The following is an 18,377-nucleotide window of genomic DNA, read 5'->3' as shown; positions in this document are numbered from 1 at the left end:
ATGCTGCTGGTGACGCTGCAGGGCGACCTGCACGACGGCACGGCGGAACAACTCCAGCAGGACATCGGCGAGACCGTCGCCGCCAGCCGTGTCTCCGGCGTCGTCATCGACCTGTCGGGTGTCGAGATCATCGACTCGTTCATGGGCCGCGTGCTCAGCGACATCGCCGCGCAGTCGCAGCTGCTGGCCGCGGAGACGGTGGTGGCCGGGATGCGTCCCGCGGTGGCCATCACTCTGGTGGAGCTGGGACTGACCCTGCCGGGACTGCGTACGGCGCTCAGCACGGAGGAGGCGATGCGGGTGCTCGGCGCCGAGGCCGCGTACGGCGTCCGCGACGGTCACGAACGCCGGGAGCGTCCGTGACCCACACCGCGGGCGAAACTTCCGTCCGTCTGCCGATCCACTCGGACCTCGACCTGGTCCTGGTGCGCCAGCAGGTGCGCCAACTCGCCGTCGCTGTCGGGTTCGGCCTGGTCGACCAGACCAAACTGGTCACCGCGGCCAGCGAGTTGGCGCGCAACGCGCTCGTCTACGGCGGCGGCGGTCGGGTGGAGTGTGCTCAGGTCACCAGGTCCGGGGTGCCGGGGCTGCGGCTGACCTTCACCGACGAAGGCCCGGGGATCGCCGATGTGGAACAGGCGCTGAGCGACGGCTACACCTCCGGCGGCGGGCTCGGCATGGGGCTGGGCGGCGCCAGACGCCTCGTCCACGACTTCGAGATCGACAGCCGCCCCGGCTCCGGCACCACCGTGACCGTCACCTCGTGGGTGACCCGCCCGCCCCGGCCCCGCGAGGCGCGCTGATGCCGCGCGTGTGGGAGGTGCCGGTGCACGACTCGACCCGGGTCCGTGACGTACGCGTGGCCGCCGAGGCCGCCGCACAGTGGGCCGGGCTCGAGGACGACCGCACGGCCGGGGCCGCCCTGGTGGCCACCGAGCTCGCCACCAACCTGCTCAAACACGGGGGCGGCGGCCAGGTCCTGCTGGAGATCACGAGCCCGCCCGCGCCCGCCCACGGCGACGAGCGGGCCGGTGTCGTGCAGATCCTCGCCGTCGACCACGGTCCGGGCATCGCCGACGTGGCGGCCGCGATGCGCGACGGCCACTCGACCGCCGGCTCCCTCGGCGCGGGCCTCGGCACCTGCCGGCGCACCGCCGACGACTTCGCGCTGCACAGCGCACCCGGCAGGGGCACGATCGCCCTGGCCCGGATCGCCCCCCGCGGCACGAGCCGCCCCCTGGCCGATCCCGGTCCGGCCCGGGCCGGCGGCATCAACCACCCCTTCGCCGGAGCCGAGTTCTCCGGCGACGCCTGGGCCTGGGTGCGCTCGGGCGACCGGCTGACCCTGATGCTCGCCGACGGCCTCGGCCACGGCGAGCACGCCGCACGGGCCTCCTCCACGGCGGTGGCGGAGGTGCACCGCTGCGCCCATCTGCCCGCGGACCGGCTGCTGCACGCCCTGCACACGGCCCTGCGCGGCACCCGAGGAGCGGCCCTGGCGGTCGCCCAGCTCGACGTCTCCAGCGGACGGCTGTCCTTCACCGGCGTCGGCAACATAGGAGCCAGGCTGCGCCGCGGCAACCGCTGGCGGCCCCTGCTGTCCCACCCCGGCATCGTCGGCGCCCACCTGCCCGGCCGGCTCCCCTGGCACACCGAGGAGTGGTCCGACGACTGCCTGCTCGTGCTGCACAGCGACGGCCTGCCCAGCCGCTGGTCCGCCGGCCCCCTCGACCTCGACAGCTCCCTCGACCCCGCTGTCGTCGCCGCCACGATCGTGCGCGACGCCAGCAGCCCCGCCCGCCCGGTGCGCGACGACACGGCCGTCGTCGTGCTGAGCCCCTCCTCGCCGGATCGCCTGTCATGAACCACACCTGGTACGTCCGCACCGCCACCGACGCCGCCCGGGCCCGCATCGCGACCGCCCGGCTCGCCGGGGCGTGCGGAGTGAGTCCCGTCGAGCGCACCCGGCTGGTGGTCGCGCTCACCGCCCAGCTCAGACAGTGCCTCACCAAAGGCGGCACCTGGGTCGTGACCGCGCTGTCGGACGAGCCGCCCCGGGCCGACCGGTTCACCGTCGACGTACGCCCCGAGGACGGCCGTACGGTGTGGCACGCCTCCGCCGCCCGCACCCCGGACACCGAAGCCGCCCCCGCCGAGCCCGTCGCGGACGACACGGGAACCCTCGCCGAGGCGCTGTTCTCCGCCGACGAGGACGCCGGGCTGCTGCTGGACAAGCTCGACGAGCAGCAGGCCCTGGTCGCCTTCCACCGGGAGGAGCTCCATCAGACGAACCAGGGCGTCGTCGCCCTGCACGCCGAGCTGGACGCCGCCGGACAGCGGCAGCGCGAGCTGTTCTCCGCCGAGCAGAAAGCGCGGCGCGAGGCGGAGAGCGCCCGGGGGAGACTGACCTTCCTCGCCGACGCCAGCGCCGCCCTCACCGCCTCCCTGGACCCCGACGCCATCGTGCGGCTGCTGCCGGACCTGCTGGTGCCCCGCTACGCCCGCAGCGTCGACGTATGGCTGTTCGACACGCCGGACGACAGGCGGCGCACGCCCGCGCGTCCGGCCGCCGCCGTCGTCGCCGCGCGGCGCGGCCGGCCCCAGTACGCCGCCGACCACCCCGGCGGGCTTCCCGGTGTCGAGGACCGGCCCCCGTCGGCGCTCGCCCCCGACCGGCCCCTCCTGTGCATCCCGCTGCTCACCCACCGGGCACCGCAGGGCGTGCTCACCCTCACCCCGCCGGGCGAGCGCTGGGACCCCGACGACGCCGTCATGCTCATCGAGCTGACCAGACGCGCGGGCATCGCCCTGGAGAACGCTCGGCGCTACGAGCACAACCGCGACATCGCCGAGACCCTCCAGCGCGCCCTGCTCACCGAACTGCCCGTGATCCCTGGCCTGGGCCTCGCCGCCCGCTACCTCCCCGCGACCAGCGGCATGAACATCGGCGGCGACTGGTACGACGCCTTCCGCCAGCCCGACGGCAGCCTGATCGCCGTCGTCGGCGACGTCACCGGCCACGGCCTGCACGCGGCCGTGATGATGAGCCAGCTGCGCACCGCCCTGCGGGCCTACGCCGTCCAGGGCGCGAGCCCCGGCACGCTGCTGACCCAACTGCACCAGTTCCTGCACCACTTGAGGCTCGATCTGTACGCCACGGCGGTCATCGCCCGGTTCCAGCCCGGCGTGCCCGAACTCACCTGGGCGGCCGCCGGACATCCGCCCCCGGTGCTGCGCACCCCCGACGGACAGGTGCACACCCTGGACGCCAGACCCGGCGCGATGCTCGGCATCCCGCTGGACCAGGAGATCGCCGACCACACCGTGCCGCTGCCCCCCGGCTCCACGCTCGCCCTGTACACCGACGGGCTCGTCGAACGCCGCGCCCAGGGCATCGACCCGGGCATCCGGCGTCTGGCCGACGCCCTCGCCGCCGTGCCCGCGGCCGATCTCGCCGACGACCTCGACGCGTCCGCCGACCGGTTCCTGCCGCCGCTCCTCGACGACTCCGAACACGACGACGACGTATGCCTGTTGCTGTGTCACGTGGACGAGCGGCGGTGACGGCGCGCCGCCGTCACCGCCGCTCGTCGGCACCCGTCAGACGAGCATGTTCTCCCTGAGCCTGCGCAGCACCCGGGACAGGATCCGTGACACGTGCATCTGGGAGCAGCCGACCGCGGCCCCGATCTCCGCCTGGGTCATCTCCCGCCCGAAGCGCATCTCGATGACGGCGCGGTCCCGTTCGTCGAGCTCCTTCAGGAGCGGGGCGAGGGAGTGCACGTTCTCCACCATCTCCAGGGCGGGATCCTCGTCCCCCAGCAGATCGGCGTAGGTCGTCGAACCCTGCGAGTCGTCCCCGTCCGTGGGCAGGTCCAGGGAGTTGGCGGTGTAGCCGTTGGCGGCGACGAGGCCCTCGACGGTCTCCTCCTCGCTGATGCCCAGTTCCTCGGCGAGTTCCCCGACCGAGGGTTCCCGGCCGAGCCGGGCGGACAGGTCCTCGCGGGCCCTGGCCAGCCGTACGCGCAGCTCCTGGAGCCGGCGGGGCACGTGCACGGCCCAGGTCGTGTCGCGGAAGAAGCGCTTGATCTCGCCGGTGAGGTAGGGGACGGCGAAGGTGGAGAACTCCACCTCGCGGGAGAGGTCGAAGCGGTCGATGGCCTTGATCAGGCCGATCGTGCCGACCTGCACGATGTCCTCCAGGTCACCGCTGTGCCGGAAGCTCTTCGCGGCGTAGCGCACCAGGGAGAGGTTCATCTCGATGAGCGTGTTGCGCGCGTACTGGTACTCGGGCGTGCCTTCCTCCAGTACCGCGAGGCGCTCCAGGAACAGCCGGGTCAGCTCCCGCGCGTCCCGCGGGGGAACCGCCGACGCGTCCTGGACGCACGGCAGTTCGGGCGCCGCGGGCCCGCTGTCGCAGCGGTTCACGGGTGCGGCCGTCGTCTCTCCCACGGACGTCGCCGTCATGGTGGTGGTCTCCTCCATCTGTGTGGTGACTGCGGATCAGGTGGTCCGAGCGAGCGTCTGCCCCGGTGCGCGGCTCCTATGCCCAGTGATCGTTCCGGTACGTGCGTGTGCATAAGAGTCCGAGGGCGGGGCACTCGGTGGAGCGGAGGTGGAGATACTGTGATTCCCGTTCTGCTCGTTCTGTTGCTCGCTCTGCTGCTGTTCGGCGCCGGCTTCGCGCTGAAGGCGCTGTGGTGGATCGCCGTCGCCGTCCTGGTGGTCTGGCTGCTCGGTTTCGTCGTGCGGCCCGCCGGGACCGGAGGACGCCGGGGGCGCTGGTACCGCTGGTGATCACGGCGTCCACAGCCGGGTGCCGGAATTCCGTTATTGATGTGCCATGTCCGGATACTCGTGCGGCATGGTACGGACGGTGAAACGGCATGGAAGGCACGGCGGGTCCACCGCGCCCGCGCCCGGCCCGACGGCCGAGCAGGCGCGGAGCTCCCCGGCCGGGCCGGACGAACAGGTGGAAGGCAGGGCGCCGGACAGTCCGGCCGCCCTGCCCCGCGGCTCCTGGACGGCGGTGCTGAAAGGCACCTTGAAGGAGTTCAAGAGGGACGAGCTGACCGACCGGTCCGCAGCGCTGACCTACTACGGGATCCTCGCGCTGTTCCCGGCCCTGCTGGCGCTGATCTCCCTGCTCGGGGTTCTCGGGCGGTCCACCACGCAGGAGGTGCTGGACAACATCCAGAAACTGGCGCCGGGTGCCGCGCAGGACGTCCTGCGCAACGCGGTGCAGCAGATGCAGGGCAAGGCCGGTATCGGCTCGGTGATGGCGATCGTGGGCCTGCTGCTCGCGATCTGGGCGGCGTCCGGCTATGTCGCCGCCTTCATCAGGAGCGCCAACGCGGTGTACGACATCCCCGAGGGACGCCCGGTGTGGAAGGTGCTGCCGGTCCGCGTCGGGGTGACCGTGGTGCTGATGGTCCTGGCCGTGATCAGCGCGGTGATCGTCGTGTTCACCGGTGCCCTGGCCAAGCAGGTCGGCTCCACCCTCGGAGTCGGTGACACGGCGCTGACCGTGTGGTCGATCGCCAAGTGGCCGGTGCTGGTCGTCCTGGTCACGGTCATGATCGCGCTCCTGTACTGGGCGACGCCGAACGCGAAGATCCGGGGCTTCCGCTGGATCACGCCGGGCAGCTTCCTGGCCCTGCTGATCTGGATGGTGGCCTCTGCCGGGTTCGCCCTCTACGTCGCCAACTTCGCGTCGTACAACAAGACCTACGGCACCTTCGCAGGCGTGATCATCTTCCTGGTCTGGCTGTGGATCACGAACCTGGCGATCCTGCTGGGCCTGGAGTTCGACGCGGAGCTGGCCCGCCGACGCGCCGTCGCGGGCGGCCACCCGGCCGACGAGGAGCCCTACGTACAGCCGCGCGACACCCGCAAGTGGGACGAGGAGGACCACCGCCGCCTCGGGTCCTGAGCGGGCGAGGCGCACTCAGCAGCCTGCCTCCGCTTCCGTGCAGCGGAGGCAGCCGTCGTGGACCTCGGCCGTACGGTCCGCCACGGCCAGGTGGGTCCGGTCGTGCGTGACCAGGACGGTGGCGGTGGCCCGGCGGCGGGTGAGCCGCGCCAGCAGGTCGACGACGGCGGCGCCGCGTTCGTGGTCGAGGGCGCTGGTGGGCTCGTCGACCAGCAGGACGGTGGGATCGTTCATCAGCGCGCGGGCGATGTTGACCCGCTGACGCTGGCCCCCGGAGAGCTGATGAGGGCGCCGGTGCGCCTGGTCCGCGAGGCCGACGGCGTCGAGCAGCTCCATGGCGCGGCCGCGCGCCCCGGCCGGGGACCGGCCGTCGATGTGCGCCATGACCTGGAGCTGTTCGACGGCGGTGAGCGACGCCAGCAGATGGGGCTGCTGGAAGACGATGCCGATCCTGCGGCGGCGCAGCTCGGTGAGCTCCCCGCGGGACATGCCGCTGGTGTCCGTGCCGTCGACGGTGACGGTGCCGCTGTCCGGAGCGACCAGGGTGGCGGCCACGGCCAGCAGGCTGGACTTGCCGGAACCGGAAGGCCCCACCACGGCGGTCAGACAGCCCCGGGGCACATCCAGCGTGACGTGGTCGAGCGCGGTCAGCCGCGTCTCGCCGTCCGGGTAGGTGAGCGTGATGTCGTTCAGGCGCAGGCTCATCGGGCACTCCCCAGAGCGGTCAGCGGGTCCACGGAGGTGATACGGCGGACGGACAGCGCGGCCCCGACGACACCGAGCGCGATCATCACGCCCGTCGGGATCAGCACGGTGCCGGGGCTGAGGACGAAGGGCACGGCACCCCCGACGACGAAGGCGCCGAGAGCCGCGGCGAGCCCGGTGCCGACCAGGGTGCCGCCGGCCAGCAGCACGACGGCCTGCCCGAGGGCGTCCTTCAGGAGATGGGCGGTGGGAGCGCCCAGGGCCTTGAGGACGGCGACATCGGCGCTGCGCTGGATGGTCCACACGGTGAAGAAGGCACCGACGACCAGAGCGGAGATGGCGAACAGGAAACCGCGCATGAGCTGCAGCGAGCCGTTCTCGGAGGCGTAGGAGCCGATCGCCGACAGCGAGTCGCCGAGAGCGACCGTCCTGGTGCCGGCCCGCCGGTCGACGGCCGCCACCTCGGCCTCGGACGTGGTGTTCAGGGCGATGACTGTGGCGGTCGGCTCGTCGTCGGGCCCGGTGGGCGGCGCGACCGTGCGCCAGGTGACGAGAGTCGTCCAGACGACCGGCGTGTGGCTGAAGTACGCATCGCCCCGTACGGCGGCCACCGTCAGCCGCCGCCCGGCGAGGGTGAGGGAGTCGCCCCGCCGCAGGCCGAGCTCGTCGGCGGCCGGGGCGGACAGCACGACCGTACGGTCGCTGAGCCGGTCGCTGTCCGGAGCGAGCCGGGAACCGGGCCGGACGCCGAAGGCGGAGACCCCGGCGCTCCGGTCCGCGGCGGTGGCCTTGGTGGTGGTGATGCCCAGGGGCTCGGCGCCGGTGACGCCCGGGGCCGCGGACCAGTGCTGCCACTGCCGCTCGGTGACGGTGGAGTCGGCGTACGACAGCTCCCCTCCGCCGCCGACCCGCTGGAAGGCGATCCTGTCGGCCGGCAGGCCGGTGATCGCCGAGACGTTCTGCCGGCCCAGGCCCGCCGTCAGCCCGGACAGCAGCCCGACCAGCAGGGTGATCAGCACGACGACGGTTCCCATCAGGGCGAACCGCCCCTTGGCGAACCGCAGGTCTCTCCACGCGACGAACACGGCCTCGGCCTGTCCTTTCCGGGGTGAACGGGGTGAACGGGGTCAGTGGGGTGGAAGCGAGGTGCCTCCGCCGATGTGCCTCCACCGTCGCCCTCCGCCCCCCGCACGGGCATCTGACGGGGGACCGCACTTCACGGACCGAAAGACGGCGGGCCGCTTCCACCTTTCGACAGAGGCCGCCCGGCGCCCCACTCCGTAGCCTGTAAGGCACCGTGAACGCTGCCGCCCCCGCCCCGACCCCGACCACCCGCGCCCTGACCTGGTGCCTGCACCTGCTGATCCTCGGCCTGCTCGCCCTGTCCGGCGCCCGCGCCGTGGCCGACGACCGGCCCCACACCGGATGGACCGTCGCCGCGGCGGCCGCATGCGCCGCCGTGTACGCGGCCGGTCCGCTGCTGCCCCGGATCCGCCGCTCCCGGCGGGCCGCCGCCTGGTGGCTGGCCGCCGTGGGCAGTGCCTGGCTGGTCCTGCTGGCCCTGACCCCCGACGGCGTATGGGTCGCCTTCCCGCTGTACTTCCTCCAGCTCCACCTGCTGCCCCGCCGGGCCGGACCGCTCGCCGTCGCCGCCACCGCGGCCCTGGCCGTCGCGGGCTTCGCCGCCCACCAGCACTCCTTCAGCGCGGCCATGGCGATCGGCCCGGCCCTCGGCGCGGCCGTCGCCGTCGCCGTCGTACGGGGATACCAGGCGCTGTACCGGGAGAGCGAACAGCGCAGGCGTCTGATCGAGGAACTCGGCGCCACCCGTGCCGGCCTCGCCGAGGCCCAGCACACCGCCGGAGTGCTGGCCGAACGGGAACGCCTGGCCCACGAGATCCACGACACGCTCGCCCAGGGCCTCACCAGCATCCAGCTGCTGCTGCGGGCCGCCGAACGCGCGCTGCCCGCCCGGCCCGATGCCGCCGCCCGCCATGTCGAGGCCGCTCGCCAGGCCGCCGCCGACAACCTCGCCGAGGCCCGCCGCTTCGTCGCCGCCCTCAGCCCGCCCGCCCTGGACGGCACCACCCTGGCCGGCGCACTGGAGCGCCTGTGCGCCACCGCCGGCGCCCGCCACCGGCTCACCGCCCGCTTCCACCTCACCGGCGACCCGGCCCCGCTGCCGACCGCGCACGAGGTCGCCCTGCTGCGCGTCGCCCAGTCCGCCCTCGGTAACACCGTCAGCCACGCCCACGCCACCACCGCCGACATCACCCTCGGCTACCGCGGCGACCACATCGCCCTCGACATCGTCGACGACGGCACCGGCTTCGACCCCGCCCGGGTGCCCGCCCCCGACTCCGAGAGCGGCGGCTTCGGCCTGGCCGCCATGCGCGTACGCCTGCATGCCCTCGGCGGCAGCCTGACCATCGCCTCCGCCCCCGGCCGCGGCACGGCCCTGGCCGCCCGGCTGCCCCTGACCTCGCCCATCGACACCCCGACCGATTCCGAACCCGAGGCCCGCCCGTGACCGACACCCCCATCCGCCTCCTCCTGGCCGACGACCATCCGGTGGTGCGCGCCGGACTGCGTGCCGTGCTGGAGACCGAAACCGGGCTGGTCATCGTGGCCGAAGCCGCCACCGCCGAGGACGCCGTCGAGCGCGCCGCGGCCGGCGACATCGACGTCGTGCTCATGGACCTGCGGTTCGGCAAGGGCATGGGAGGCGCCGAGGCCACCGCCCGGATCACCGCGCGGCCGGACGCGCCGCGCGTGCTGATCGTCACCACGTACGACTCCGACGCCGACACCCTGCCCGCCATCGAAGCGGGCGCCACCGGCTACCTCCTCAAGGACGCCCCGCCCGAGGAGCTGGCCGCCGCCGTACGCACCGCCGCCACCGGGCGCACCACCCTCGCCCCGACCGTGGCCGAGCGGCTCATGAACCGGCTGCGCACCCCCGGCACCGCCCTGACCCGGCGCGAGACGGAGGTTCTCACCCTCGTCGCCGACGGTCTGTCCAACCAGGCCGTCGGCCGGCGCCTCCACCTCACCGAAGGCACCGTCAAGTCCCACCTCGCCCGCATCTACACGAAGCTCGGCGTGGACTCCCGTACCGCCGCCGTGGCCACCGCCACCGACCTGGGCCTGATCCGCCGCTGACCCGACGGCTCAGCCCGGTGGCCCGCCCCGTCCGCGTGCCTTGTCCCGCGGCGTGCGGGCGACCAGCAGGGCGATGTCGTCGTCCGCGGAAGCCGGCACCAGGCGGGCCAGCAGACCGTCGCACAACGCGTCCAGGGAGGGGGACGGCTCGGCGAGCGCGTGCGTGAGTTCGGCGAGGCGCTCGTCGATGTCGCTGCCGCGGGACTCGATGAGGCCGTCGGTGTACAGCACGAGAAGGCTGCCGGGCTCCAGGATGAGGTCGGTCGTGGTGTAGCGCTCACCGCCGACCCCCAGGGGCGTCCCCGGCGGCAGGTCGAGAAGGCGTACGGTGCCGTCTGGGGCGACGAGGGCGGGCGGGGGATGCCCGGCGCGGGTGAGGCGGCACTGACCGGTCGCCGGGTCGACGACGGCGTACAGCAGGGTCGCGATCATCGGCTCGGCCAGGTCGTCCAGGGCGGCCTCCAACTGGCCGAGGATATCCCGAGGTTCGAGGTCCAGGCGGGCCAGCGCACGGACGCTGGAGGAGAGCCGGCCCATGACGGCCGCGGCGGCGATGCCGTGGCCCATGACGTCCCCGATGAGCAGGGCGGTTCTGCCGCCGGGCAGATGCAGCACGTCGTACCAGTCGCCGCCGACCTCGTTGGCGTCGCTGGCGGGCAGATAGCGGTGGGCCACCTCGAGGTCCGCCGGCGGGGTGATGTGCTGCGGCAGCATGCTGCGCTGAAGGGTGACGGCGGTGTCGTGCTCACGGTGGTACAGGCGGGCGTTGTCGATGCTGATCGCGGCGCGCGCGGCGAGCTGGGTGGCGAGGGCGACGTCGTCGCCGTCGAAGGGGCCGACCTGGCCGGCGCGGTAGAAGGTCGCCATGCCCAGCACCAGGTCCCGGGCCACGAGCGGAACCATCATGAGCGAGTGCACCCCCATCCCCAGCAACAGGGCGGGCCGTCTGGTGTGGCGGGCGGCGCCCGCGATGGCCCCGGCGTCCATGTGGGACAGCAGGAACGGATGCCGTCCGGCGAGGACATGGGTGTAGGGCGCCGTGGCGGGGAAGACCAGGGTGCGGCCGAGCGGGGCCAGGATCTCGGTGATCGGCGAGCCGGTCAGCGGGGCCTTGCCCAGGCGGCGCAGCCCGACACCGCCGGCGAGTCCCGGACCGGGCTCGTCACCGCGGGCGAGGGTGTCCAGCACATCGACGGTGGCGGCGTCGGCCAGGCGCGGCACGGCGAGATCGGCCAGTTCCTGCGCGGTGCGCTCCAGCTCCAGGCTGGAGCCGACCCGGATCGACGCCTCGCTGAGCAGCGCCAGACGGCGCCGGCCCGCTTCGGCCTCGATATGGGCGCGCTGCTGGTCGGTGATGTCGAGCAGCGAGGCGATGACACCGATCGGCCGGCCCGCCGGATCCTGCACCCGGACATAGGAGCACGACCACACCCGGTCGCGGTCGGGGTCCGCCGGGGTGCGGCCGACCCGGCGGCGGTCGAGGACCGGCTCCCCGCTGTCGATGACGCTGCGCATGGCCGCTTCCATGTCCTGCGCGTTGACCTCCGGCAGCAACTGCGACAGCCGCTGCCCGACATGGGCGGACTCCGGCAGGCCGTTCATCCGCTCCAGGGCCGGATTGACGCGCAGGAACCGCAGCTCCGTGTCCAGCACCCCGATGCCGACCGGCGAGCGGTCGAAGAGGCCGTCCCACACCGCCGAGGAGCCCCGGATGCGGCGGGCCGCGTGCGCGTCGGCGGCGAACACGATCATCGCGGCGGTGTCCTTGTGGCGGTCGACGACGGGACTGGCCCAGATCTCCAGCTCGACCGGATGCCCGTCGGCGTGCCATGCGGTGACGGTTCCCATCACGCTGCGGCCGCCGGCCGCCGCCTCCCACAACGACCGGCCCAGACTGCGGTCCACACCGGGATGGAGCAGCTCGGCGATGTGCCGCCCCACCACCTGCTGCGGGGTGTGGCCCAGCAGCTCCTGCGCGGCCCGGTTCCACCGCACGACGATGCCGTCGGCGCTGGTGGCCACCTGCGCCATCGCCAGCGCGCCCATCCACCCGCCGGCCTCCCGGGCGGCGCCGCTGATCAGCTCCTCCACCGGCTCGCTCACCGGCCGCCTCCTCGCCGTCGCCGGCCCGCGGGAGCGTCGGGGCGCACGCGGGTGGGACCCGCGCCGCCCGTCCCGTGCTCCGCCCGCACCTCGTACGACCCGCAGCGGCCGAAGCGGTCCGCGTCGCTCACCGCCCCGTCGGCCCAGGGGCCGGACGACCACGCCGGAGCGGCTTGCAGCCTCGCTTCCACATCACCATGGTCACCCCGCCGGCACATGAGCGCGCTTTTCACGGCCCAGCCGATGCGTCTGCCCATGCGTCATTGCATCCGCGTCACGACGGCAGATCCTGCTCCGCCCAGACAACTTTCCCGGTCGGGGTGCGGCAGGCGCCCCAGCGCCGGCACATCATGTTGATCAGCTGCAGTCCGCGCCCTCCCTCGTCGCTGAGGCCGGCATGCTGGATCTGCGGCAGGTCCGGGCCCGTGTCGGACACCTCGACCGACAGCCGCTCGTGCCGCACCAGCCGCAGCTCGCCCGGGGCATGTCCGTAGCGCAGGGCGTTTCCCACCAACTCGCTCACCACCAGCTCGGTGCTGTCGACCAGGTCCTGCAGTCCCCACTTCACCAGCAGGCCGCGCACGGTACGCCGGGCCTGCGACGCGGCCGACCCGTCGGGGGGCAGCGTGCACACGTACGCCTCGCCGTCCGGGCTGAGCGGCACCGTGCCGGCGACGAGCACGATGGCGTCGTCCGTGGGGTCCCCGCCCACGTCCGCCCTGACCGCGTCGCACACCGCCGCCGCCTGCGGGAGGGCGGAGCGGGCCGTCCGCAGCAGGCCGGCCAGCTGCTCGTCGACGTCCGCCGTACGCGACCTGATCAGTCCGTCGGTGTACAGCATCAGCCGCCCGCCCGGCGCCACCGGCCACTCGATCGGGTCGTAGGGGATCATCCCGGTGCCCAGCGGCGCGCCGACCGGCAGATCCACGAACGACGCCGTGCCGTCCACGGAGGTCAGCAGAGGCGGCAGATGGCCGGCGCTGGCGATGCGGAAGGTGCTGCCGCACGGGTCGTACACGGCGCACAGACAGGTGGCGACCTGGTCCTCCTCCAGGTCCCGGACGGCGAGGTCGAGGCGGGCCAGCACCCGCTCGGGCGCGATGTCGAGGGCCATCAGTGTGCGGGCCGCCGTGCGCACCCGGCCCATGGTCGCCGCAGCGGCCAGACCGCGCCCCATCACATCGCCGACCATGACCGCCGTGCGGCCGCTGGGCAGCGCCACCACGTCGAACCAGTCGCCGCCGACCCCGGCCGGGTCCGCGGTGGGGGTGTAGCACGAGGAGACCTCGAGGCCGGGGGTGCTGGGCGTGGCCCGCGGCAGCAGCGTCCGCTGCAGGGTGACGACCTGGAGGCGCTCGCGCCCGTACAGGCGGGCGTTGTCGATGTAGACGGCCGCCTTCGACGCGAGCTCGGTGGCCAGCGCCAGGTCGGCGCGGGTGAACGAGGGACGCCGGCCGGCCCGGATGAAGTCGGCGAGCCCGAGCAGCATGCCCCGGGCTATCAGCGGGACCGCCATGTACGAGTGCACGCCCGCCCGGCGCAGCAGCTCCGCCGCCTCCGGGCCGGGCGCCACGGCGTCGTAGTCGGCCGGGCGCATCCGGCCGAGCAGGACCGGCCTGCGGGACTTCAGGCACCGGGCGCCGAGACGCTGCGGGGTGTGCACGGACAGCTCTCCCACGGGATCCGGGGCCAGCTCCAGACCCTCCACCTGGGACACCGCCATGGCCCGCAGCAGGGGCGGCGCCCCATGCCCGTCGCGGTCGTCCCGCTCGAAGCGGAGCACCGAGTCCAGCAGGTCCACCGCGCAGCCGTCCGCGAGCTCGGGCACCGTGAAGTCGGCCAGTTCCTCGGCGGTGCGGCGCAGGTCCAGAGTGGTGCCGATCCGCACGCCCGCTGCGTTCAGCCAGGTCAGCCGGTGCCGCGCGGCCAGGGCCTCGGTCACCGGCGACAGGACGTCGCGCAGCGCCCGGTGCCCCTTGAGGAACCGTTGGACCGGACCCGCCACGGCGCCGGCCCGCTGTCGTTCGCCCACGGCACCTCCATCCCGCTCTCCTCCCCTCGATTCTGCCCGGCGCATCGCCGCGGCGCCTGTCTCCCCGGCCCTCGCGATGGCGGCAGCGGGTCCTTGGCGCGGGGATGCCGAACGGGTACGGGGGTGCCGGACGGGTACGGAGGTGCCGCACGGGTACGGAGATGCCGGACCAGAAGCGGCGGGCGAGGCCCGATTCCCGGTCCTCGCCCGCCGCAGGGCAGGTCAGCTTGTCCGGCGCCGTCAGCGCGTAGCGCTCACCTCGGCGAGAGCCTTGGCGAGGCCGTTGGCCCAGAGCTGGTTGACCCGCGAGCGCTCGGTGGCGTCGGGGTAGCGGTTGGTGCAGGACGGGCCGGGACCGCCGCCCGACATCAGTTCGCTGCACGGGCCGCTGTAGTGGTCGGGCAGCCCCAGCACATGGCCGGTCTCGTGCGCGGTGACCCGGATCGAGTCGTACTGCCGGTTCTGGGCGTAGTCCAGGAAGATGTACCCGCTGCCGTGCCCGTCGGTGGAGGCGTAGGACCCACGCGGGTCGTTGCCCTCGTAGAAGGCGAAGTCGGCGCCGCCCGACGTCGCCTGGAGTTTGACGTTCGACACCGAGCTGTTCCATATGGAGGCGGCGCTCGATATCTGGGAGCGGAAGCTCGGGGCTCGGGTCGCGTTGTAGTAGACCGTGACCGCGAGCGGTGTCGCCTGGGCGGCCTGCCTCTTCGCGACCGACTTGAGCACGGCGTCGAAGAACGCCTTGTTGCCGGTTTCACCGGCCGAGCCGACGTAGCCGGCGGTCGCGGTGCGGGCCGGGACCTCGGCGGGAGTGCCGGCGCTCGCCGGGCTCGCGGTGCCGAGCGCGGCGGACGCCAGACCGAGGCCGAGCGCGAGGGACAGAAGTCTCCTCGTACGGAACTGCGACATGTGGGGGGCTCCTACTCGTCCTGTGGGGTTGAACGATGGGTCGCCCCTGAGTCTCGGCCAGACGAACGAGCCTGAGGATGATGGCATTTGGGGATAGCGCCGTGCTATCGGCGGCCAACTCGTCCCGTTTCGTTGGAAGTTGAACATCTGGTGCGGTGCCGTGCGCCGCCCTACGCTCTCCCCCCATGGAGCTCGAGGTGAGGCACCTGCGCGTGCTCTGCGCCATCGCCGACACCGGCAGCCTGCACAAAGCGGCTCGGGAACTCGGCCTGGCCCAGCCCTCGTTGAGCACCCAGCTACGGCGCATCGAGAACGCGCTCGGCGCCCCGCTCTTCGTACGGGTCCGCACCGGCTGCCGGCCGACGCCGCTGGGGCTGGCCGTCCTGGGCCGGGCCAGGCCCCTGGTGGCGGAGTTCGAGGCGATCGTCACCGAGGCCAGGGCATCGGCCGCCCGTGCCGCCGACGGCTTCCACCCGCGCATCGGTGCCACGGCGAGCCGGGCCATCCCGGGCTGGCTGCGCCGGCTGCGCGCACGGGAACCGCGGATCGAACCGGTCCTGCAGATGAACGTCTCCGCCAAGGCCCTGCTGGACATGGTCGCCGCGGGCCGGCTCGACATGGCCTTCGTGCACGAGGTCGAGGGCAGCCCGCTGCGCATCCCGCCGGGCCTTCGCCTGCGTGTCCTCGTCGAGCGCGAGCCGCAGTTCGTGACGCTCGCCGCGGACCATCCGGCGGCGTCCCGGAGCCGGGTGCGGCTCGCCGACCTGGCCGGCGACCGGTGGATGGTCGACTCCACGGTCGACGGCGAGTGGGAGGGCCTGAGCCGGGTGCTGCGCGCCGCAGGTCTGCGCCCGCAGATGCTGCACGGCGACTACCTCACGGCGTACTCGCTCGCCGCCATCGGCGAGGTGGTCACGGTCAGCCAGCCCACGGCCCACCCGCGCCACGGCCTCGCGATCCGCCCGCTGGAGGGCGACCCGATCGGCGTACGCCTGCTGCTGGCGGCCCGCACGGAGACCGAACTGGACGACGTCTACCCGGCTCTGGAGGAGGCCTACTGGGCGGTGGCCCGTGAGGCGCCGGCCTACCGGGAGTGGCTGGGCTGCTTCGGGCGCCGATGAACGCCGCCGGGCGTAAGCGAGAAGGAGAAGAGAAGCGAGAAGGAGAACGGAACCGAGAAGTAGTACAAGTGGAGGCGTCGAGACCCTTGTGTGTTTCAGCCAACCTGGCGCATTGTGATCGCCACCGCCCCGTCGGTGCTCCCCGTGGCGGTCCGACACCTCCCCGGGGGCGGTGCCGTGTCCCCTTCCCACTCCCCGGTGGAAGGGGGGCCACAGCCCCTGCCGTTTCCCCCGGCGGCAGGGGCTCACTCATTCGTCGTACGGCGGCCGGTGTGCGCCTCACGGCCGGGGCCGGCTCACTCCTCGGGCGACCAGGCGTCCGGGCCGCCCCCGCGCCACTCGATCAGCGAGGCCCGCGCGACATCCATCTCGTCCCAGTCCTGGAGCCCCGCCTCCTGCACGAAGGCGACGAGATCGAGAAGGCCGTAGGCGATGCCCACGAACCGGCCGTCGATACGGACACGCCGGCCGCCGTCGGAGGTGGGCGGGTAGACGACGACGGGCTGATCGGTGGCCATGGCCCCAGCCTGCCGCTGATCCGGGCGAGGCGCATGATGTGGTGCGCCGGTCGCGGGGCACACCGTAGAGGGACGGCAGGACAGGCATGACACGGCCACGAGCGGGCGGTGTGCCGGGCGGGCACCGAGGAGGCGCGGGTATGGCGAGGCCGGAAGGCACGGACGGGCTCGAGGCGCGGCCCCTGGAGACGGATGCCGCACTGTCCGCGGCCCTGGCCGCGATCGGCACCGGGGCGTACGTGGTCGACGAGCGGGGCCGCGTCGTTGCCGTCAACGCGCACGCCGAGCGGTTGCTCGCCCGGCCCGCCGAGGACCTTCTCGGCCACGACGCCCATGACCTGCTGCACCGCGACCGGCACGGTCAGCCGCTGCCGGCGAGCCGCTGTCGGATGCGGCAGGCGTTCCACGCCGGGCGCACCGCCCAGGAGCAGCGGGACTACTTCGCACGCGGAGACGGCGCCCTGCTGACGGTGTCCTGGCTGGTCACCCCGTACGGCATCGACGGCTCCGGGCTCGGCACGCTGGTGGTGTTCCACCTCAACGACCAGCAGCCGGAGTTCTATGAGCCGTCGGAGCAGGCAGCCGCGCCGCTGACGGAACTCGAACGCCTGGCCCTGCTGGCACAGACCACCACGCAGCTGGCCTCGACCCTCGACGCCGAGGAGGCGGTGCGCCGGCTGATCTCGTTGGTGGTGCCACGGCTGGCCGACTGGGCGATCGTCGACCTGATCACGGAGCGCGACGAGGTGTGGCGCACCGCCGTGGTGCACGCCGAGGACGCCGGCCTGGTGCACCACGAGGATCTGCAGGGGCCGATGCCGCCCGTCCTGGACGAGTCGCCGATGCCCCTGTCACGGGCCCTGCGCGGGGTGGCCTCGACGGTGACCGGCCCGGAGACCTACCGGCGGGCCCCGGACTCCGGTATCGCGGTCGAGCAGAGCCGTCTCTTCGAGGTCACCGGCATCCGCTCCGCGGCCATTGTCCCCCTCCGCAGCGCCCGCGCGGTCCTGGGCGCCCTGACCCTCGGCCGCGCGCAGAGACCGGGGGACTTCACCACCGCGGACCTCCCGCTGCTGGAGGACATCGCCAGCCGCGCCGGCCTCGCTCTGGACAACGCGCGCCTCTACCAGCGTCAGCGCAAGGTCGCCGAGACCATGCAGAACCACCTGCTGCCCCAGATGCCGCGCGTGCCGGGGCTGCGGATGATCGCCCGTTATCTGCCCGCCCCGCACGCCTCGCAGGTCGGCGGCGACTGGTACGACACCTTTCCCCTGCCCGACGGTTCCACGGCGCTCGCCATCGGCGACGTCGTCGGCCACGACCTGGAGGCGGCGGCCGGCATGGCGCAGGTGCGCAACATGCTCCGCGCCTACGCCTGGGCCCAGCAGGAGTCCCCCAGCCGGATCGTCGAGCGGCTCGACGCGGCGGTCACCCACCTCACCGACATCTCCATGGCCACCATGATCTTCGGCCGGATCGAGGAGGCGGCCGAAGGCCACTGGGAGCTGTCCTGGTGCAACGCCGGCCACCCGCCCCCGCTGCTGATCAGCCGCGACGGCCGGGTCACCTACCTCACCGGCGGTCAGGGCATCCTCCTGGGCGTGGGGGAGCACAGTTCACGCCCCGACGCGGTCGCGCTCCTGGCACCCGGATCCACCCTGCTGCTCTACACCGACGGCCTCATCGAGGAACCGGGCCACTCCCTGGACGAGGGCCTGAACCGCCTCAGCCGGCACGCCGCCGCCCTCGCCCACCGGCCCCTGCCCTCCTTCACCGACCACCTGCTGGACCGCGTCCGCCCCGCCGGCAACGACGACGACGTCGCCCTGCTCGCCCTGCGCCCGGGCTGACTCAAAGCCCAGGGAATGCGGGATACGTATGGGCGATGAGCAATC

General features: G+C 73.4%; 17 protein-coding genes. 10 read left to right on the top strand and 7 right to left on the bottom strand.

All coding sequences use genetic code 11. The annotated features are described in order from the left end of the window. The 4 genes from ACIQ6Y_RS21470 to ACIQ6Y_RS21455 are packed head-to-tail and all read left to right on the top strand — an operon-like array spanning position 1 to position 3,564. Positions 1-363 carry an STAS domain-containing protein gene (locus tag ACIQ6Y_RS21470; protein WP_404041548.1) on the top strand — a complete coding sequence of 121 codons (363 nt, stop codon included), beginning with the start codon at positions 1-3 and terminating at the stop codon, positions 361-363. Continuing rightward, positions 360-803: an anti-sigma regulatory factor gene (locus ACIQ6Y_RS21465; RefSeq protein WP_404041238.1), complete on the top strand. Its 444-nt coding sequence runs from the start codon at positions 360-362 to the stop codon at positions 801-803. The genes ACIQ6Y_RS21470 and ACIQ6Y_RS21465 overlap by 4 nt, the downstream gene beginning before the upstream one ends. Then, positions 803-1,864: a SpoIIE family protein phosphatase gene (locus ACIQ6Y_RS21460; RefSeq protein WP_404041546.1), complete on the top strand. Its 1,062-nt coding sequence runs from the start codon at positions 803-805 to the stop codon at positions 1,862-1,864. Before ACIQ6Y_RS21465 ends, ACIQ6Y_RS21460 begins: the two co-directional genes overlap by 1 nt. Further along, positions 1,861-3,564: a PP2C family protein-serine/threonine phosphatase gene (locus tag ACIQ6Y_RS21455; RefSeq protein ID WP_404041235.1), complete on the top strand. Its 1,704-nt coding sequence runs from the start codon at positions 1,861-1,863 to the stop codon at positions 3,562-3,564. Before ACIQ6Y_RS21460 ends, ACIQ6Y_RS21455 begins: the two co-directional genes overlap by 4 nt. A gap of 36 nt (positions 3,565-3,600) precedes the next feature. On the opposite strand, the gene ACIQ6Y_RS21450 is transcribed toward ACIQ6Y_RS21455, so the two are convergent. Further along, on the bottom strand, positions 3,601-4,467 hold the full coding sequence (locus tag ACIQ6Y_RS21450; RefSeq protein ID WP_404041232.1) for an RNA polymerase sigma factor SigF: 867 nt from the start codon (positions 4,465-4,467) through the stop codon (positions 3,601-3,603). Between the two features lie 159 nt (positions 4,468-4,626). Between ACIQ6Y_RS21450 and ACIQ6Y_RS21445 the strand changes: the two genes are divergently transcribed. Then, positions 4,627-4,797: a hydrophobic protein gene (locus ACIQ6Y_RS21445; protein WP_404041229.1), complete on the top strand. Its 171-nt coding sequence runs from the start codon at positions 4,627-4,629 to the stop codon at positions 4,795-4,797. Positions 4,798-4,864: 67 nt separating this feature from the next. Then, positions 4,865-5,932, top strand: coding sequence for a YihY/virulence factor BrkB family protein (locus ACIQ6Y_RS21440; protein WP_404041226.1), 1,068 nt, complete (start codon positions 4,865-4,867; stop codon positions 5,930-5,932). Positions 5,933-5,947: 15 nt separating this feature from the next. Here ACIQ6Y_RS21440 and ACIQ6Y_RS21435 read toward each other — a convergent pair whose 3' ends face one another. Both ACIQ6Y_RS21435 and ACIQ6Y_RS21430 read right to left on the bottom strand, forming a co-directional pair. Then, positions 5,948-6,637: an ABC transporter ATP-binding protein gene (locus ACIQ6Y_RS21435; protein WP_404041224.1), complete on the bottom strand. Its 690-nt coding sequence runs from the start codon at positions 6,635-6,637 to the stop codon at positions 5,948-5,950. Next, a complete protein-coding gene (locus ACIQ6Y_RS21430) occupies positions 6,634-7,722 on the bottom strand; it encodes an ABC transporter permease (RefSeq protein WP_404041221.1) in 1,089 nt (362 codons plus the stop codon). Before ACIQ6Y_RS21430 ends, ACIQ6Y_RS21435 begins: the two co-directional genes overlap by 4 nt. A 212-nt stretch (positions 7,723-7,934) precedes the next feature. On the opposite strand from ACIQ6Y_RS21430, the gene ACIQ6Y_RS21425 reads away from it, so the two are divergent. Together ACIQ6Y_RS21425 and ACIQ6Y_RS21420 are read left to right on the top strand one after the other, a co-directional pair. Beyond that, the gene (locus ACIQ6Y_RS21425; protein ID WP_404041218.1) at positions 7,935-9,167 is read left to right on the top strand and encodes a sensor histidine kinase; all 1,233 of its coding nucleotides are present in this window, start codon (positions 7,935-7,937) and stop codon (positions 9,165-9,167) included. Next, positions 9,164-9,799, top strand: a complete 636-nt coding sequence (locus tag ACIQ6Y_RS21420) for a response regulator (protein WP_404041216.1) — start codon at positions 9,164-9,166, stop codon at positions 9,797-9,799. Before ACIQ6Y_RS21425 ends, ACIQ6Y_RS21420 begins: the two co-directional genes overlap by 4 nt. 9 nt (positions 9,800-9,808) lie before the next feature. Here the strand turns inward: ACIQ6Y_RS21420 and ACIQ6Y_RS21415 are convergent, their stop codons facing one another. The 3 genes from ACIQ6Y_RS21415 to snpA all read right to left on the bottom strand — a co-directional run bounded on the left by ACIQ6Y_RS21415 (position 9,809) and on the right by snpA (position 14,843). Beyond that, complete coding sequence (locus ACIQ6Y_RS21415; protein WP_404041214.1) at positions 9,809-11,902, bottom strand: SpoIIE family protein phosphatase; 2,094 nt, start codon at positions 11,900-11,902, stop codon at positions 9,809-9,811. Between the two features lie 274 nt (positions 11,903-12,176). After that, positions 12,177-13,934 carry a SpoIIE family protein phosphatase gene (locus ACIQ6Y_RS21410; RefSeq protein WP_404041211.1) on the bottom strand — a complete coding sequence of 586 codons (1,758 nt, stop codon included), beginning with the start codon at positions 13,932-13,934 and terminating at the stop codon, positions 12,177-12,179. A 240-nt stretch (positions 13,935-14,174) separates the two neighbouring features. Next, positions 14,175-14,843, bottom strand: coding sequence for a snapalysin (gene snpA / locus ACIQ6Y_RS21405; RefSeq protein ID WP_404041208.1), 669 nt, complete (start codon positions 14,841-14,843; stop codon positions 14,175-14,177). A gap of 185 nt (positions 14,844-15,028) precedes the next feature. Here snpA and ACIQ6Y_RS21400 point away from each other — a divergent pair, with 185 nt between their 5' ends. Further along, positions 15,029-15,964: a LysR substrate-binding domain-containing protein gene (locus tag ACIQ6Y_RS21400; RefSeq protein WP_404041205.1), complete on the top strand. Its 936-nt coding sequence runs from the start codon at positions 15,029-15,031 to the stop codon at positions 15,962-15,964. 296 nt (positions 15,965-16,260) lie between these two features. Here ACIQ6Y_RS21400 and ACIQ6Y_RS21395 read toward each other — a convergent pair whose 3' ends face one another. Next, positions 16,261-16,482 carry a hypothetical protein gene (locus tag ACIQ6Y_RS21395; RefSeq protein ID WP_404041202.1) on the bottom strand — a complete coding sequence of 74 codons (222 nt, stop codon included), beginning with the start codon at positions 16,480-16,482 and terminating at the stop codon, positions 16,261-16,263. Between the two features lie 140 nt (positions 16,483-16,622). Here ACIQ6Y_RS21395 and ACIQ6Y_RS21390 point away from each other — a divergent pair, with 140 nt between their 5' ends. After that, the gene (locus tag ACIQ6Y_RS21390; protein WP_404041200.1) at positions 16,623-18,332 is read left to right on the top strand and encodes a SpoIIE family protein phosphatase; all 1,710 of its coding nucleotides are present in this window, start codon (positions 16,623-16,625) and stop codon (positions 18,330-18,332) included. The last annotated feature ends 45 nt before the right edge of the window (positions 18,333-18,377 follow it).

The organism is Streptomyces sp. NPDC096205 (assembly GCF_044763135.1).
Lineage (GTDB): Bacteria > Actinomycetota > Actinomycetes > Streptomycetales > Streptomycetaceae > Streptomyces.
The sequence above is the reverse complement of the archived record's forward strand: the minus strand, read 5'-3'. Positions and strand labels throughout refer to the sequence as shown.